Annotated in this window: 16 protein-coding genes; 7 read left to right on the forward strand and 9 right to left on the reverse strand. The window is 46.0% G+C overall.

Annotation, left to right across the window (positions count from 1 at the left end; translation table 11 throughout):
- Positions 1 to 39: 39 nt before the first annotated feature.
- On the reverse strand, positions 40 to 726 hold the full coding sequence (locus CS562_RS07315) for an HAD hydrolase-like protein (protein ID WP_076290130.1): 687 nt from the start codon (positions 724 to 726) through the stop codon (positions 40 to 42).
- A 286-nt stretch (positions 727 to 1,012) separates the two neighbouring features.
- Between CS562_RS07315 and CS562_RS07320 the strand changes: the two genes are divergently transcribed.
- Positions 1,013 to 2,731, forward strand: coding sequence for a methyl-accepting chemotaxis protein (locus CS562_RS07320; protein WP_076289798.1), 1,719 nt, complete (start codon positions 1,013 to 1,015; stop codon positions 2,729 to 2,731).
- Positions 2,732 to 2,853: 122 nt separating this feature from the next.
- Here CS562_RS07320 and CS562_RS07325 read toward each other — a convergent pair whose 3' ends face one another.
- Complete coding sequence (locus CS562_RS07325) at positions 2,854 to 3,825, reverse strand: Gfo/Idh/MocA family protein (protein ID WP_099854739.1); 972 nt, start codon at positions 3,823 to 3,825, stop codon at positions 2,854 to 2,856.
- Between the two features lie 407 nt (positions 3,826 to 4,232).
- Between CS562_RS07325 and CS562_RS07330 the strand changes: the two genes are divergently transcribed.
- The 4 genes from CS562_RS07330 (at position 4,233) to CS562_RS07345 (ending at position 7,828) form a co-directional block, all read left to right on the forward strand.
- Complete coding sequence (locus CS562_RS07330) at positions 4,233 to 5,864, forward strand: thiamine pyrophosphate-binding protein (RefSeq protein ID WP_076289800.1); 1,632 nt, start codon at positions 4,233 to 4,235, stop codon at positions 5,862 to 5,864.
- 12 nt (positions 5,865 to 5,876) lie between these two features.
- Positions 5,877 to 6,245, forward strand: a complete 369-nt coding sequence (locus CS562_RS07335) for a carboxymuconolactone decarboxylase family protein (RefSeq protein ID WP_076289801.1) — start codon at positions 5,877 to 5,879, stop codon at positions 6,243 to 6,245.
- A 185-nt stretch (positions 6,246 to 6,430) separates the two neighbouring features.
- Positions 6,431 to 6,781 carry a hypothetical protein gene (locus CS562_RS07340; protein ID WP_076289802.1) on the forward strand — a complete coding sequence of 117 codons (351 nt, stop codon included), beginning with the start codon at positions 6,431 to 6,433 and terminating at the stop codon, positions 6,779 to 6,781.
- Between the two features lie 54 nt (positions 6,782 to 6,835).
- Entirely contained in the window at positions 6,836 to 7,828 is a 993-nt protein-coding gene (locus CS562_RS07345) for a 3-oxoacyl-[acyl-carrier-protein] synthase III C-terminal domain-containing protein (protein ID WP_099854741.1), read from the forward strand.
- 216 nt (positions 7,829 to 8,044) lie between these two features.
- Here the strand turns inward: CS562_RS07345 and CS562_RS07350 are convergent, their stop codons facing one another.
- The 7 genes from CS562_RS07350 to CS562_RS07380 form a co-directional block, all read right to left on the reverse strand.
- Positions 8,045 to 8,614, reverse strand: a complete 570-nt coding sequence (locus CS562_RS07350; RefSeq protein WP_099854743.1) for a manganese catalase family protein — start codon at positions 8,612 to 8,614, stop codon at positions 8,045 to 8,047.
- 93 nt (positions 8,615 to 8,707) lie between these two features.
- Positions 8,708 to 8,983 carry a spore coat protein CotJB gene (locus CS562_RS07355; protein WP_063564297.1) on the reverse strand — a complete coding sequence of 92 codons (276 nt, stop codon included), beginning with the start codon at positions 8,981 to 8,983 and terminating at the stop codon, positions 8,708 to 8,710.
- Positions 8,973 to 9,212 carry a spore coat associated protein CotJA gene (locus CS562_RS07360; protein WP_099854745.1) on the reverse strand — a complete coding sequence of 80 codons (240 nt, stop codon included), beginning with the start codon at positions 9,210 to 9,212 and terminating at the stop codon, positions 8,973 to 8,975. Before CS562_RS07360 ends, CS562_RS07355 begins: the two co-directional genes overlap by 11 nt.
- 222 nt (positions 9,213 to 9,434) lie before the next feature.
- Positions 9,435 to 10,820: a hemolysin family protein gene (locus CS562_RS07365; protein WP_373561707.1), complete on the reverse strand. Its 1,386-nt coding sequence runs from the start codon at positions 10,818 to 10,820 to the stop codon at positions 9,435 to 9,437.
- A 52-nt stretch (positions 10,821 to 10,872) separates the two neighbouring features.
- The gene (gene yfkAB, locus CS562_RS07370; protein ID WP_099854749.1) at positions 10,873 to 12,009 is read right to left on the reverse strand and encodes a radical SAM/CxCxxxxC motif protein YfkAB; all 1,137 of its coding nucleotides are present in this window, start codon (positions 12,007 to 12,009) and stop codon (positions 10,873 to 10,875) included.
- A 220-nt stretch (positions 12,010 to 12,229) separates the two neighbouring features.
- The gene (locus tag CS562_RS07375) at positions 12,230 to 13,348 is read right to left on the reverse strand and encodes an HD-GYP domain-containing protein (RefSeq protein WP_099854750.1); all 1,119 of its coding nucleotides are present in this window, start codon (positions 13,346 to 13,348) and stop codon (positions 12,230 to 12,232) included.
- 70 nt (positions 13,349 to 13,418) lie between these two features.
- On the reverse strand, positions 13,419 to 14,849 hold the full coding sequence (locus tag CS562_RS07380) for a bifunctional metallophosphatase/5'-nucleotidase (RefSeq protein WP_099854752.1): 1,431 nt from the start codon (positions 14,847 to 14,849) through the stop codon (positions 13,419 to 13,421).
- A gap of 120 nt (positions 14,850 to 14,969) precedes the next feature.
- On the opposite strand from CS562_RS07380, the gene CS562_RS33695 reads away from it, so the two are divergent.
- Complete coding sequence (locus tag CS562_RS33695) at positions 14,970 to 15,716, forward strand: molybdenum cofactor biosynthesis protein (protein ID WP_099854754.1); 747 nt, start codon at positions 14,970 to 14,972, stop codon at positions 15,714 to 15,716.
- Positions 15,717 to 15,840: 124 nt separating this feature from the next.
- Positions 15,841 to 16,890 (forward strand): HD-GYP domain-containing protein, encoded by a 1,050-nt coding sequence (locus CS562_RS07390; RefSeq protein ID WP_076289852.1) that lies wholly within the window; start codon positions 15,841 to 15,843, stop codon positions 16,888 to 16,890.
- The last annotated feature ends 122 nt before the right edge of the window (positions 16,891 to 17,012 follow it).

The raw sequence follows: 17,012 nt of genomic DNA on the forward strand, positions 1-17,012 counted from the left end.
CATCCAACATCCGAATGGATTTAGGGTGGTCATTTTTTTCTATTCTGCTTCCCGATATAAACGAAGCAGTTCCGTAAAATCAGAGATTAGTACATCTGATCCTGCAAGTTCTTCATCTCGTCCGAACCCTGCATAAGCACAGCCGATGACGGTCTGTTTGTTCATTTTACCTGCTTCCACATCCGAAGAGCGGTCCCCGACCATCCATGCATCCTGAATCCGATGCTTCTCAAGCAGAATCTGAACCAAGTTAACTTTGGAAGGGGTCTTGTACTGTCCTGCACTATAGACACCTTCAAAGAGCGGCATGATCTCATGGGCAAAGGCCACACCTTTAACATAGTCCTCCAGCCCGTTGCTGGCGACAAACAACCGAACACCTTGTTCTTTCAATGCTTCCAGCGTCTCTTTTACATGTGGGTACAGCTGCGAGCTTCCCCCATCCAGCCCTTCAATCTCCAACTGAAGCAGCAGTTCATCTGCACGTCGATGGGCCGCAACTGAAGCTTCAGGCATAACCACTTTCCATATATCTTCTAGCAACATCCCCAGGCTTCCCAGCATTCGTTCTTCAGGAGGAGTCTCTCCCTCAAAATGCCCTTCAGCCCGCAATGTATCAAACAACTGATGATAGGCTGGCAACAACAGTGTTTCCGTCTGAAACAAAGTACCATCCATATCAAAAATCATTGCTTCCGGTTTACGTAATACCGTCTCTTTTGTCATGTCCAATGTTCCTTTCGGATTGGGATATGTATTCGGAATCGTTCCCCTTCCATGATAAACATAAACGTTTGGCAGTGTAAACCGTGCAATGTAAAACATCTGTGTCATCAACGTTATACAAAATCTACAAACATTATACTTAAATTAAACAAACTATATACAATTTAACTTTCATTAAGTATAATACTGAAAATAGTTCTTTAGACACCACATCTAAAGAACTAAAATAGCTCTCATCCAAGTTTTTTCGACAAATACATATACCCCAAGGAGAGGCATAACAAACATGAAAAAGCACAGAACCTTCAAAATTTTTTATAAGATTGGTTTGGGCTATTTGCTCGTACTCGCTGTTTTGGCGGGTTGCATTCTTTTGATCCAGAACAGTACCAGCAAACTTCAAAGCGAATTGGATTTTCTCGTGGATCACGATATGAATGTACACGCCCTGACTTATGAGATTGAAAAGAACATGGTCGATATGGAAACAGGCCAACGAGGCTACGTTATTACAGGGCAGGAAAATTATCTTGATCCGTATACCCATGGAAAAGAACAGATGGTTGTACTTAAGGATCAACTTGCTACTTTGATCTCGGACAACCCCTCACAGTTGAAGCTATTGGAAGATATACATAAGACCATGGAACACTGGATTCAAATCGCAGGAGAACCGGTTGTTACGCTGCGCCAGGCCAATGACCTACCTTCGATCCGACAATTTTTCACAACAGATCCCGGTAAACAGGATATGGACCAAATTCGGCAATCTCTGATTACATTCCGTACCAATGAACTGGCTCTGACTGAAACCCGTACAGAAGAACTGAAACAGAAAAACAAGGTGCTCAACTGGGAGTTGTACGGAGCATTGGTCCTTGTTGCCTTAATCTCAGTCATCGCTGCCTTAGTCCTGTCCCGGTCCATTGTAAGAAACATCCGTGCAGTTACACATGCACTGAATGATATCGGCTCCTCCAATGGTGATCTGACCTTGCGAATTGCTACTCCGATGAAAGACGAGACACGAGAATTGGCTGAAGCTGCCAATACCATGCTCTTGGGTCTGCAACAAATGATGCTCGACATTCAAAGTAATGCCACCATTCTGAGCACAGCCTCTGATCGACTGGATAAAGGCGTTTCTGACAATCACATCGCAGGAAAAGAAGTGGCCACTGCCATGGAGCGAGTCGCTGAGGGTGCTGATGAACAAGTTGCCCTTACCCAGACCATGGTCGCTGCCATGGAACAATCGCTCATCGGACTTAATCGAGTAGCGGCTTCAACTGCTGACGTGGCTGAACGTGCCGTGCGCACCGAATCCATTGCCGTTGATGGACAACAGCGTATCGATAATGCCGTAGGGAAAATAACGTTCATTGAACAATCCTTCTTGTCTGTGCAGGAAGCGATTAACGAAATCTCCGAAATGTCTGATCAAGTTATTAACATTGCCGATTCCATGTCAGGGATCGCAAGACAAACGAATCTGCTCGCGCTCAATGCAGGAATTGAAGCTGCTCGTGCGGGGGAACATGGACGTGGATTTGCTGTCGTTGCCTCTGAAATCCGTAATCTGGCAGATCAAAGTGCCACATCAGCGAAAGAAATTACAAACATATTGGAAACCGTTGTTTCCGGAGTCCAAAACACAGCGCAGGTTGTGGACGAAAGTACACTCCATGTCAACGAAGGATTACGGACGATTGAAGATGCAGGGCATGCATTCACAAATATTACCCAGCATATTCATGATCTCAGCGGTGAAGTTCAGGACGTATCCGCTGTTGTAGAACAACTGACATCCGGCAGTGAAACGGTGATGAAGTCCATTAACGAAGTATCCGCCGTAGTTGAAGATACCGCATCAGCGACGGAAGAGGTATCCGCTATGACCGAAGAACAACTTGCTTCTCTACAGGAAATGACAGACACCTCCAAGCAGTTAAACGAAATGTCCGATGCGCTTGATCAACTGGTTAACCGATTCAAATTGTCTTGATCTTATGGATAGATCCAGATAACACAAAGAAGCAGGTCCCTACTCTACAGGGATCTGCTTCTTTTATTCAAAAAGAAAGAACATTTAACACGAACCCTCTTCTAGCTCAGTACCTTATTGGATCAGGATTGATCCGAATTACGCAGCGCTTCAAGGACAAGCTGTGCATGATAACCATCGTTGAAATCGTATATTTGGGCAGGTTGGCTTTGAATACGGGCGATGACGTGTTTAAGTACAGGCAACTGGCTTAAGGATTCATTAACTTCGACGGGAACAAGTGGCTCTCCGATGCGTCCATTCCATAGTTGATCCCAGTTTTCCAAGGCAATTGTTCCTTCAGTACCGTAGACCACCATAGATACACGCTCTTCACCTGCAAAATGAGCAATCCCATTTAACTGGATTCGGGTTCCATCCTCCAGCTCCATCGCAGCCTGAACCTCATGTTCACATTCAACTGTATTTTGAGGAAATTGAACCTGACTATTAATCACGCGGATAGCACCAAACACTTTTTGGATCATATGAATCCAGTGAATCCCCACTTCAAGAATAAATCCGCCCTGCTCGCGGCTGGTAATCCAGGTATTTTGCTGCCACGCTCGAGGCCACTGAGGGAATTGCAGGATCAGATCAATTTTGCGAATCTCGCCAATCGTTTCCTGACGAATCAACTCTTGCAGCTTCACCACTGATGGTTCATGCGGCATGGAGAAATGGATTGCATGTACTACACCGGCCTTCTCGGCTGCCTTCAGCATTGCTCTGGCTTCCTCCACGCTGTTTGCCAGTGGTTTCTCACAGAATACATGAATCTTGCGCTTTAGTGCCTCCATAACGACGGCATAGTGATATTTAGGCGGGACCGCAATGTACAGCAGATCAACCGCATGTGTGTCTAGTAATTGCTTGAAATCTGTATACGTCTTCGTCTCTGGATGAGAGGAAGCAAACGAGGTCAAATTTTCCTCACTGGCATCGCATACCGCTACAATCTCTACTATTTCGGATAGTTCTACCTGTGTTGCCTGATGTATCATATGTAATCCCATTTTGCCCAGCCCAATTACAGCCATTTTTATCATTGTCATTCAACTCACTCCCATCGAATTTCAGTATAACAGAAAGCTTAACATTGCCAATCTTTGCACGGATGCGAAATGAAAAGCATATGATCTTCATTGGATACATATAAAACAAATACATCATATTCTACTTTATTTTACATTTTATTCTATAAATCTTGTTCATAGGTAAATTGTTGCAGGAATATATAACCAATTTATTTTCTCTTATAGGGTAAGACATTAAGCGCTTCCAACCTAAGAATCAGGAACTTATACTCATAAAATCGGTTGACAAAAAACCACAAAAAAAGCTACTCTTCCTATTAACAAGGATTTATTTCCTTTTACAACCTTAGACAACGACATACATCCCAAAAATGGAACTTGACCTATGGGTCCAAAAACCTATTTTGTGAAGCGAGGTGTCCCGCATGAGAACAGTTGCGGACTATTTGGCAGAAGCTCTGCGTAATTTAGGCGTTACTCATGTCTTTGGTATTATCGGAAAATCTATATGTCCTGCTGTCCTGAAAATGGTTGATTACGGTTTGGAATTCATTCCAGGTCGCCATGAGTCCAGTTCAGGCTTTGCCGCATCGGGCTATGCCCTCCAAACAGGAAAACTGGGTGTGGCCTTCGCCACTTCTGGTCCAGGCGGAACCAACTTACTCACCGCTGCTGCCCATGCAAAGGCCAATAATTTGCCCGTCCTGTTTATTACAGGTCATCAATCCATTCAGGAATTGGGGCTTCCGCAATGTCAGGACTCCTCTTCCTACTTGGCTGATTTGGCGGAAATGTTTCGTCCTGCCACCCTGTTCAGCAAGCTCGTGGAGCGCGGTGATCATTTCAGCACCATATTGAATCACGCCCTTTCCATTGCACTCGGTCCCAACAAAGGTCCGGTCCATCTCTGTCTTCCGTTTGATGTACAAACTGAACAGCTCGCTGATTTCCGGGTGGTCATCCCGGAGCCAGAACCCCTGATTAGCGTATCCAACCTGAATCGTATCCTTCCCTTACTTCAACAGTCCAGTCATCCTTTAATTATTGCAGGCAAAGGTGTCAGCCGCGCCAGAGCCCATGATGAATTGCTCCATTTTGCTGAACATTTCAATATTCCTGTCATTACTTCTCCAGGAGGAAAAGGTGCCATTGCCTGGGATCATCCCCTATATCATGGGCCCTGCGGTGTTGGCGGCTTCCCTCATGCAGATGAACTGCTGAATCAAAGTGATCTTTATATCGTACTCGGTTCACGTCTGAGTGATATGACAATCTGTAATTTGAAACCTGCAAACCACCCTGCACATCTGATTCAATTCGATGCTGATCCTACATTCGTTGGTAAAATACTTAACGCTCAAACCTTACATATCACCGGCGACCTGAAGGACAACCTGCAGTTTTTGCTAGGCACACTGACAGAACGTCCTGTTGTTCCAAGAGAAACGACCACTGTGGATTACACCGTACCTCTCCCGGATCTGCCGCATCTGTCCTTGGCTTCCATCTTGGAAGAAATGAGTGAACTGCTTCCATATGATCATAAGCTGTTGGTGGATGATGGCAGTCATGGTTTTCATGCGGTTCAACGGTATAAAGTCAAGAAACCCGGCAGCTTTGTGTTTGACGCCTACTTTGCCTGCATGGGCAATGCCATAGGTATGGCTATTGGGGCCAAGACTGCCGCACCGGAAGAAACCATTGTATGCATTACAGGTGACGGATGCTTTATGATGCTTGGAACCGAGATTAACACCGCTGTATGCAACAATCTGCCGGTCATCTTCATCGTTGTAAACAATAAACAGCTGGATATGGCACTGAAAGGCATGGAAAAAACAACAGGTCGAATTGATGGCACTTTATTTGAGGTTCCCGTGGATGCGGCAAAGTTTGCCGAGTCGCTCGGCGCTGTTGCTTTTCGGGCAGAAACACGGGCTGAGTTCACCTCAGCTCTCCAGGCCGCGCAGCAACTGAACCAAGTTACTGTCATTGAGCTTCTTACCGATCGCGACGAGATCCCACCCACGGCTCACCGTACCGTGACTTTGAATTAGGAGGAACATAGCATGAGTGAACAAGTGACTCAAGGATTGGAGCGTTTTGCAAAACTTTCCGGTGAATATGGTGCAAAAGCACTGGCACCGATTAAGGATCAGTTCCCTGAGCTCGCCGAGTTTATTATGGGAACAGCTTACGGGGATATTTTTCAGCGTACAACCATCACCGATCAATGGAAGGAAGTTGCGATTATCTCCTCACTGATCTCACAGGGGCAGTATGAGCAGTTGGGGGTTCATTATACGATGGCGTTAAGTGTCGGTGTAACCGTGGATCAGCTCAAAGGAATTTTGCTGCATCTGGCACCTTGTGTTGGCGCCCCACGAATCATCAGTGCTTTTAATATATTGCTCACTACACTGGATGAAATCCAATAATTCACTCTTCTACATTTTTATACACGATTCGACTTTTTTATTGATCTTATTACATCTCTACCTTTATAATATGGTTAAATTATCCTTCGAATCAGCTACATCTCAGAAGCAGTCAGCGAGGGCCTCAAGGCCTATGTCTTGGTTAGCAGGATAGCCTTAACTCATTTAAAGGAGAGAGAACAATCATGGGAAGTTTTATACTGAAAACTGACGTTCCGAACAAGGTGTTGAACATTGAACTGGAGGGCTCTTTCTCTCAAGAAGACGGTTTACGTTCCATCTCGGCATATCAGGATACGATCGCTCCGATTAACACCAAGGAGTATGAGCTGAATATTGATTGCAAAAAGTTGAATGTTACTGCTCCGGAAATTGTGCCTCTTCTCGAGGGCTGCCTGCAAATGTTCAAAAAAGATGAATATAAAAAAGTGGTGTTGACGCTTGAGAATAATGCCATTCTGAAAATGCAGCTGTCCCGTCTTGGACGGTCTGTCGGATTGGACAATCTTGAGATCATCTCCACGGTAACGACATAATAAACCAGGCGGACATGCTGAGGGTTCACCCATCCGCTCAAGAGGAGAATGAAGATGGCTGGAATTCGTATTGTAGATATCGATATCTATCATCCAACGAACAAGGTGGGCAATAACTTTTATATTGAACATTTTGATGCAAGAGGTGTAGATATTCGGGGATTGTTAAAGGCACTTGGGCGTGATACACGTTACAAAATTGACAACGATGATGAAAACTCACTAAGCATGGCCTTTGAGGCCGCCAGTAATTTGCTCGAAAAGACCGGACTCACCGGTGCAGACATCGATCTCATTGCTTATGCAAGTCAAACGCCGGAATACATCTTTCCTACGAATTCCTTAATGATTCATCGCCTGATTAACGGGGCATCCCATACCATCTGCATTGACAGCAATGCCAACTGTGCGGGCATGACCGCAGCCTTTGAACAAGTTAGCCGTCAGATGCTGGGCAATCCCAGAATTCGTCGTGCTTTGATTATTGGCTCGGATTACATCGCTCCTCACGCCAGTCCAGACGATCCTGTGTACTTCGCGAATTTTGGGGACGCAGCAGCAGCTGTTATTGTTGAACGGGACGAGCAGGCAGTCGGTTTTATTGACTCGATTTACCAGACTGATACCTGTGTGTACGGCAATTCTCTCTTCCCGGCACAAGGTCTTGCAAAACTAGGCCAAACCGGTGTTGACGCAGGTGCCTTCCATGTAAAATTCATACCGTTTGATGATTCCATCTGTGTAGGCGCTGCCTCTGATTCGATTCGAACTTTGCTAAGTCGTAATGAAATCGGTGCAGATGAGATCAAAGCCGCTTGTTTCTCCCAATTATCCATTGGCAATATACGTGCTGTATCCGAGAACATTGGCATTGGCGAAGATATTGCCGTCTACATTGGAGACGAATTCGGATACACCTCAACCAGCAGTCCGTTTATTGCATTGCATCGAGCCATAACATCCGGCCAAATTCAGCGTGGTGATAAAGTGCTGTTCTGGACCGTTGGCGCTGGGTGGCAAAATGTTGCCATGGTCGTTGAATACTGAGAGTTTGACACGGAACCCCAAAAAGCAGGGCAGCCTTTTTTAATAAAAAAGGACGGTCCTGTTTTTTTATTATTTTTTTGAGATGATAACTTTTACTGGATACATCCCATTACCCTTACCTCAAAACCAATGAGGAGCATGATCTGAACAATTCCTTTCATCGCAAAAACCGCTCTCTTGACAGAGAACGGCAATGAGAACAATATGTTGTCCTTTTCAGAAAATCTTCTTCGTCTCCCGATCATCCTTCAGAATCTCGACTGCCTCACGAAAACGCAAGGAATGCACAATCTCCCGTTCCCTCAGAAACTTGAGACTATCCTGTAGATCAACGTCATCCGTAAGATCAATCAACCACTGATATGTAGCCCGTGCCTTCTCTTCCGCTGCAATATCCTCGTACAAATCCGCGATAGGATCTCCCTTCGAGGCAATATAGGCTGCTGTAAATGGCACACCGGAAGAATTCGTATAAAACAGTGCAGAGTCACGCTGTGCGTAGTTTGGACCAAGCCCCGCTGCTTCCAGTTGCTCCACCGATGCATCTTTTGTCAATTTATATATCATCGTTGCAATCATTTCCAAGTGAGCGAATTCCTCGGTTCCTATATCATTCAACAGCCCGATAATCTTGTCCGGAATCGTATACCGCTGGTTCAAATACCGCAGGGCAGCCGCCAGTTCTCCGTCTGCGCCCCCATACTGTTCCGCCAGCAATTTCGCCATATGAGGATCACATTTGCTAACCCGAACGGGATATTGCAATTTTTTCTCATACACCCACATGCAGACGCCTCCTCTATAAAATCATATTCAACCTGTTACGATCCCTCGAGCTCCTAGCCTGGAACGTCTGCAAGGAAACCCGAGGCTGTTATCTCATACTTGCCAAGGCCATGGCGTCTGGGACCATTCCCACGGATATTTGGAGAAAGCATGCCCAAAATTCATCAGAGGTCCGTACAATTGCTGAAACTCATGCGCCACCCTCATCCGCTCCTGGCTGAATTTGTTGTATTGCTCGATGCTTTGATAGTCGCCCGGGTGGGTGTCCAGATACAGATTCAACTCAACCAATACAAAATCGAGTGCCTGAAGTTCCTCCAGCAGCTCATAGTATTTTGCATCACAGGCTTTAGGTGCTTCAGGTTCCATCTACTTCCACCTTCCTTCCCTTCGAGCTCGCAGGTGTATAAGGACTGTATAAAGCAGGCCACAACGTTCCAACTCTTAAGGCTTCTGCGGGACTGAACTGCGGCCAGCCCATCGGCTGAAATGGGATAAACAATTGCGGAGGAACTAGGTACGTCCGAATCGTCTTCGGTGGACATGGATCAAACGGCCCCACAAAAGGGGCGTAAGCACGAAGCTGCGGATCTGACACAGAACAACGCCTCCTCCATCACTGATTTGGTACATTCGACATCGCTTCATTCCAAGCTTTCATTTCCCGTCTCTATAACCATATGTCGCTGTCCCCCAAGTTAATCCCATATTTAGCTGAACGCAAAAAAAGACCTTCGAACGACTTACCCCGCTGGGCAGTGTCCAAAGGTCACTTCATTTGATATGGAGGCTATGTGCCCAATGATTATTTCATCAATACTCAGTCCCTGTCACGTTCACGATCATCCTGCATCGAACCTGGTTCCTGTTCTCCTATTTCGACCTTATTTTCTTCAGGATCAGGTCGCTTATATACCTTCACTCTGGTAATTCGGAGACGGGTGGATTCTTCCACTTCAAAGACATAACCGTTTTGCTCCCGTGTTTTACCTTTGACCACGCTGCCTTCCAATTCCTTGAACAGCCAGCCGCCAATCGTATCGACTTCCTCATCCTCAATGACAGCACCGGTCCATTCATGAACCTCTTCAATCAGGGAGCGACCATCAATGGAAAAGGCTTCTCCACTGCGCTCCATATGCGGACGTTCGTCTTCGAACTCATCATACAGATCGCCAACGATCTCTTCCAAAATCTCTTCAGCAGTCAGCAAGCCGGCTGTACCGCCATATTCGTCGACCACCAGTGTCATCTGGGAGTGCTTTTTCTGCATCAGACGAAGTACATGACTGATCTCCATCGATTCAGGAACATTCAGAATCGGACGAACAAGCGCAGCCAGATCATGCTGCTGGTCAGGTTCAGCAAGAAGCAGATCGGTAATGTGGATAAATCCGATAATCTCATCCTTATCCTCAACAGCCACAGGATAACGGGAATGCTTCGTTGCATTAATGATTTTCAGGTTTTCTTCCAGCGACATATGAGTATACAGACAGTCCATATCCGTACGTGGCAGCATAATTTCACGTGCCAGCATATCCGAGAAATCAAAGATGTTATCCATCAGTTTGATTTCATCCTTATCGATGACGCCACTTTTCGCACTTTGCTTCATCAAAATTCGAAGCTCATCTTCCGAATGGGCCTCTCCTTCGCTGGCGGGTTCAATGCCTGCCAATCGCAGCAGTGCATTGGCTGACGCGTTCAGTACCCAGATGAATGGGAAGAAAATTTTATAAAATAACAGCAACGGTGCCGATAGCAGCAAAGCCACTCCGTCTGTTTTTTGGATTGCCAGAGATTTGGGCGCAAGCTCACCCAGCACAATGTGCAAAAACGTAATGATACAGAAACCGATGATGACCGATACCGTGGATATAAGTCCTGTATCTGCTACACCAAGCTTGAACATCAGAGGCTCGACCAGTAATTCGGAAATGGCCGGTTCACCGAGCCAACCAAGCCCCAGCGATGTCAACGTGATTCCGAACTGGGTTGCCGATAGATAGGCATCCAATTTACCATTCACCTTCAGGGCATAACCAGCCAACTTATTCCCTTCACTCTGTAATTGAGTGAGGCGTGTTTGTCTAACTTTGACCAGAGAAAATTCCGCTGCGACAAATACGCCATTCAAAAATACGAGCAGAAACACACAGACCAGATTAAATACCAACTGCCCAAGATGAAATTCGGTATGAATACCCAAGTCGAAACTCCCCTTTTCTATCTATTTCAGGAATACACCTGGAATATCAACGTGTAATTGCTTTTCTCGATTTGAAATCCACACCTTTATAATACATATCTGCCACTAGCAGATTCGGACCGCAGCAAGAAGCAGCATCACAATGACAGTTCACTGTCTGATTCAAGGGATGTTCAGCTGACCACTCATGGAATACATCATCCAGCTTCCGGTCACGAATGTTGCCAAACGCCGGGATGTCGGCAAAATCGGTCACATACACGTTCCCGGTGAACATGTTGACGTTAACGCGGTTACGACCGTCGGGATCATTACGAACCGTGACTTTAGGCTCGCTATACAGGCGGTTAATCAGTTCACGATCCTGCTCTGCTGCACTGCATGCGAAGAACGGAAGTGTACCAAACAGCATCCACATATCCTTGTCACGCGCATCCAACAAACGATGAATAGCCGCTCTCATATGATCAAGGGAAAGTACCGGCAGCGAAGAAGCAAAATTCGAATTATACATCGGATGCACTTCATGACGGACACAGCCCATCTCACGGATCAATTGATGAATGCCCTCAAGCTTGTCATGGGTACGGAAATTAATCATGGACTCCGCAGAGATAAACATGCCCGCTTCACTGAGTTTACGGGAATTTTCAATCATTTTCTCATACATCTTCACCGCGACTTCCCGCTTTACAGGTCTACCACTGTTGGCAAACCCGACTTGGTGAAAATCATCGGCATTCAGATAATTGAATGAGATATGCATTACGTCCAGATAAGGCAGAAGTTGCTCATAGCGACGGTAATCCAGCGTCAGATTCGAGTTGATCTGGGAACGAATGCCCCGTTCCTTGGCATATTTGAGGAGCGGAATGATCATCTCGTCCACGGTCTTCTGGCTAAAGCTCGGCTCACCACCCGTCAGACTAATCGTCTGTAGGTGCTCAACCTCATCCAGCCTTTTAAGCATCAAAGGCAGCGGAAGCGCAGGTGCTTCGCGCATCGTTAACATATCTCCTACCGCACAATGCTCGCAGCGCATATTGCACAGATGAGTCACGGTCATTTCTACACTGGTCAGCACATGGCGTCCATATGTACGCAAAGAGCCGATCGGATCCCAAGGATCATTAGTCGGCGATAAAGGCATCGGTTCTACCGATCCTGAGTTTAGCATGGTCATTGTTCTTCACCTTATTCCTTTTATTAACCTAAAAAGTTTTATTTACAACATACCCCGTCTTCAACTTTTGGAGTTATCTTTAATCATAGCACAATTTCCTGTGCTCTGGCATGAGCATGCTCTGTCCATTACATGACAAAAAACGCCCGTGTAATATCAGGCCGGCTCGGTCCTGATATTACAATATGAGCGTTACCCATTATCCATTGACGTCAGGTTATCAAAATAATTCGCCACGTACTGAAGCTGGCGTAGCGTCTTCCACACCCTCAACGCCTGTAATCATAACAGACAACGCTGTGGACAGATCGATCTCGTAGGGTGCACTTAATGTCTGGCCGTCCGCATCCTTGAGAACACGAATGCGTGGTCTTTGCGGAACGCGCGTATGGATGTCTGCAACAACCCCGACCTCCCCTGTACTCAGCGTGACGGAGATACCTAAGGGATAAATGGCTACGCAATCACGGAATTTCTCCAGCATTCGCTGTTCATATAAAGTCCCTGAACCCGTGTATAATACTTCCACAGCTTGATGTGGCAGCAAAGCTTGTTTGTATACCCGATTGGTTGTCATCGCATCATACGAGTCGGCAAGGGCCAGCCATTTGGCGTACTCATGAATCTCTTTGTCTTTCAAACCAAAAGGATAGCCGCTACCATCAATCCGTTCATGGTGTTGTAATGCGCAATGGGCAGCAAGGAGCGGTATACCCGGTTCATCTTTGAGAATACGATGTCCATATGTAGTATGCTGCTGTATGATTTTAAATTCCTCATCGCTCAATTTGGCCGGCTTGTGCAGAATTTCTGGAGCAATCTGCGTTTTACCGATATCATGCAACAGAGCTCCTAGTCCAATCTCCATTAACTGCTGCCGAGTATAGCCTGATGCCACACCAAGAACCAGCGTATACACACATACATTAAGAGAATGATTATACAGATCAAAATCACTGGCGTTCATATCCATCAGCATAATCATCGCTTCCTTTTGACTGCCAATGTCCTCCAGAATCGTATTCATTAATCCGCTAAGTGCTTTTCCGAAGTGTGGGATTCGGCTTTTGGTTTTGAGACCCGACATGCTCTGAAACTGCTGTTTGATCTCGACTAGCGCTCTGCGCCTAGTCTCTTCCTGCAGCATATCCGGAATAATGATATCCTCTGTTGCTGCATCCGATATATACACATATCCAATCCCCAGGTCCTTTAGACGTCCAATCAACCGACTGGTCAGCTCTACTCCCTCACTGAGCAGCACCAAACCCTCTTCACTATAAATTCGTTTCCCCAGCTTCATGCCAGGCTGCAATAGGTTTATATGTACTAAACGCACAGCCTATCCTCTCCCGCTCCGTAGATGTAATTTCCACTAGCCGCCGCTTCAGCAGAAGGCAAGTAACTTGTTAGATTTCATGCCAACGGGACCGCAGGCTGTCATCCAGCGCCCCTGGCCTTTTTAGTTCCGATTCGAGCAGATCACGTATGAATTCAGGAAGTCGATACGCTGTATCCGTTCCAAGAGCAAGGGACGTATAACCTACGTTAAACGTAAACATGTCGAGTGTTCCTACCACATATTCTTGTTCATCACGCATCGGCTCGCCCCCAATATATATGCCACGAATTTTCTCGTATGGAGGCGAATGGGGATCATACTCCACATCCATTCCATCCATGCACAATGTTCCTAAAATCTCACCGCGAAATCCAAATCCGATAATCGGTTTACGTGAAAACTCAGACAACAGGGACTGCTCCAGAGCTTCCCGAATTTGAATTCCATTCAAGCATATTGTACAGGCATTAATGGGAGATGGACATAGGGAATGTAACATTCCCTTTGTGATATTCCCCTGCGGAAGATCTCCAAGAAGCTGCCCCGCGTTAACCAGAGACAGCTGTGCTCCAGTGAATTGACGAACTGCTTGGGCAAGCAAAGACGCAAACGGAGACTCATGATCGTAATCAATGGTCAGCGTCCTATCCGTAATAACGGCTGTTTGGCCCAGCGAACGCTCAGCTTCCGTCCGGTGTGTATCTATAGCCAGCGACACGCTTTCTTCGAGCAACATGTTCTGGACTGGAACACAGCCGCTGCTCACCAGTGTAAGTTCATTCGCTTCATACTCCCGCTCCAGTACCACCTTACCCAGCCACTGGCCAAACTTTCCTGCCGCTCCAAGCACCGTCTGACCAATGACTAAAGGTTCTTCCAGTATATGATGTGTATGACCGCCCAGAATGACATTGATGCCCTGAATCTGTTCGGCCAATCTGCGATCTGTGGAAAGCCCCAGATGGGACAAGATAACGACTACATCCACCTGAGAACGTAAAGCTCCAACTTGCTCACGCAGCGTCTCTACTGGGTCCAATACATCCCAACCCAACAATTCATAAAAGGCAGTAAAGGGTGCTGTAGCACCAAGCAAACCGATGCGAAATGGCCCCTTCTCCAATATGTGAGAGGATTTCATCCAGACTGGTGGCAGGCCCGTAGCCTGATCCACAACATTTCCACAAACAACAGGGCACAGAAGTCCAGAATATGACTGCGTCAGTTGTTCGGGTGTAAATGTTAGTCCTTCGTTGTTCCCGATCGTTATCGCATCATAACCTGTCAGATTAATGATATCCACGTTGGACGCCCCTAGGGTTCCCTCCGTCTCAACTGCCATCCGGTCCATATGATCTCCGATATCCACGACCAGAAATTCTCCAGCCTGTTCTTTCTCATGTCCAATCATGGCGGCGATGGAGCTCATGGAGCCAAAATGACTATGGATGTCATTGGTGTGTAGAATCGTTAATGTTTGCGCCTTCTTGGTGCTCATCACACCGCCTCCCTCTTATCGTCGATAACGTACATTCCTCTAATGGATAAGCATAACATTTTCCGCGTCGTTATGATATATTTATAGGGTTTAGAGATTAAAAAGAGGTGAGTAATTTCCATGAAATTAACAATTCAACTATTTGCAGGAATCGCTGAACGTCTGGGCACATCCCTGCTTGAATATGAATACCCCGGAACGGATCCAACTCCTGTGCAATTAAAAGAAAAACTGGGCCTTGCTTATCCTGAAGCGGCAGATCAAATACGTGTTTCTTTTCTGGCAGTAAACCAGCAGTATGCTTCTGCCGATATTATAATCAAGGCTCAGGATGAACTTGCCTTAATTCCCCCTGTGTCGGGAGGAGATGGTACCCATTTGAATGGTGACGGACATCGTTCATCCCATCCTGAGCATCGTACGGATGATGGATTATTCCTGATCACCCAGTCCCCACTGTCCGTGGAAGCTACAACGGAGCTTGTCATCACTGCAAACCATGGAGCAGCCCTTACCTTTGTTGGCACCACCCGTGAAATGACCGGACAGCAACGAACGGTTCATCTTGAATATGAGGCCTATGTACCTATGGCACTTTCTCAGATGGCAGCTATCGGTAATGAAATTACTGAACGCTGGCCAGGCGTAAAATGTGCGATTAGCCATCGGATTGGGAAGGTAGACGTAGCAGAGATCAGCGTCGTTATTGCCGTTTCCTCCCCTCATCGCAGTGACTGTTACGACGCAAGCCGTTACGCGATTGAAAGACTCAAACAGAATGTGCCCATCTGGAAAAAAGAAATATGGGAAGATGGTTCCGAGTGGAAAGGTCATCAATTAGGACCCTGGAACCCCACAGACAATTAATTAACTAGTCATTCGACCTGTCCAAAAGGTGATGAAATTAGTAAATAAGTCGTTGTCAACCCATTTTTTTCTTGTTATTATAATCATATATGTCGATATTAGTCGAGGAAAAGGTGGTTTATACGTGAGAGTGCATGTTACTGATCTTAAAACTGGCGACCTGTTAAAAAATGATGTGTACAACAGTTCGGGTCTCCACATGCTGATGAAAGGTTCCACACTCAGCGACGATGATATTGCCAAGCTGCTGCAGCACGGAATCGATTACGCAGATGTAGAACATACAACATCTGACCTACACTCTGATGCACAAACCTTACCTTCCGATCAAACCCGTCTGTTAACTAACCTGTTTAACGATACGATCAAAGGTACAGAATCTCTATTTGAACAAGCCATGGAGAAGGGTTTTATTGATGAGACTCAGGTCGATGAAATTTTGATAACCTTAACGGGACAACTTGAAAAACAAAAGGACGTTGTCTCCTTGCTGCTGATGCTTGACGGAGATAACGACTACACCTACAACCATTCCTTACAAGTCGGAATGCTCGCTTTTTATATTGCCGGCTGGATGGGATACAATCCTGAGGAGTGCCTAACTGTAGCCAAAGCAGGATATCTTCACGATATTGGCAAGTCCAAGATTCCTTCTGAAATTTTACATAAGCCGGGCAAATTAACGCCCGAAGAATTCGAAGAAATGAAGAAACATACGTTATATGGTTATGAGATTGTTAAAGAGTCCACTCAGGACGAAATCCTTGCAACCGTTGCCCTCCAGCATCATGAGCGCGAGGATGGAAGCGGCTACCCTCATGGACTGAAAGGTGACGAGATACATCCATTTGCCCGTATAACGGCTGTAGCCGATGTTTACAGCGCGATGACGACCACTCGGGTGTATCAGACCAAGCAAGAACTAATCTCCGTGCTATGCGAATTGTACAGCCTCAGTTTCGGTCAGTTGAATGCTGAAGTTACGCAGGAACTCATCAAACATATGCTACCCAATTTTATTGGCAAAAGGGTTCTGCTCACGACCGGCGAAACCGGTCTGATTGTCTTGAACAACCCTGCGGATTACTTCCGCCCACTCGTTCAGACCTCTACAGCCTTCATTGATTTAGCAAAGGAAAGAGATGTAGCTATCGTTGAAATTTATATCCAGTAAGCATTAGCATTCAGTTATGCACAGCAGCAGTTAGATTAATCAAATTCAAGAGAGAACATGTCACGTTTACATGCTTTACATGTAAACAAAGGGAAGCCGTTAAGGCTTCCCTTTGTTTTATT

The organism is Paenibacillus sp. LK1, assembly GCF_002750415.1.
Classification (GTDB): domain Bacteria; phylum Bacillota; class Bacilli; order Paenibacillales; family Paenibacillaceae; genus Paenibacillus; species Paenibacillus taichungensis.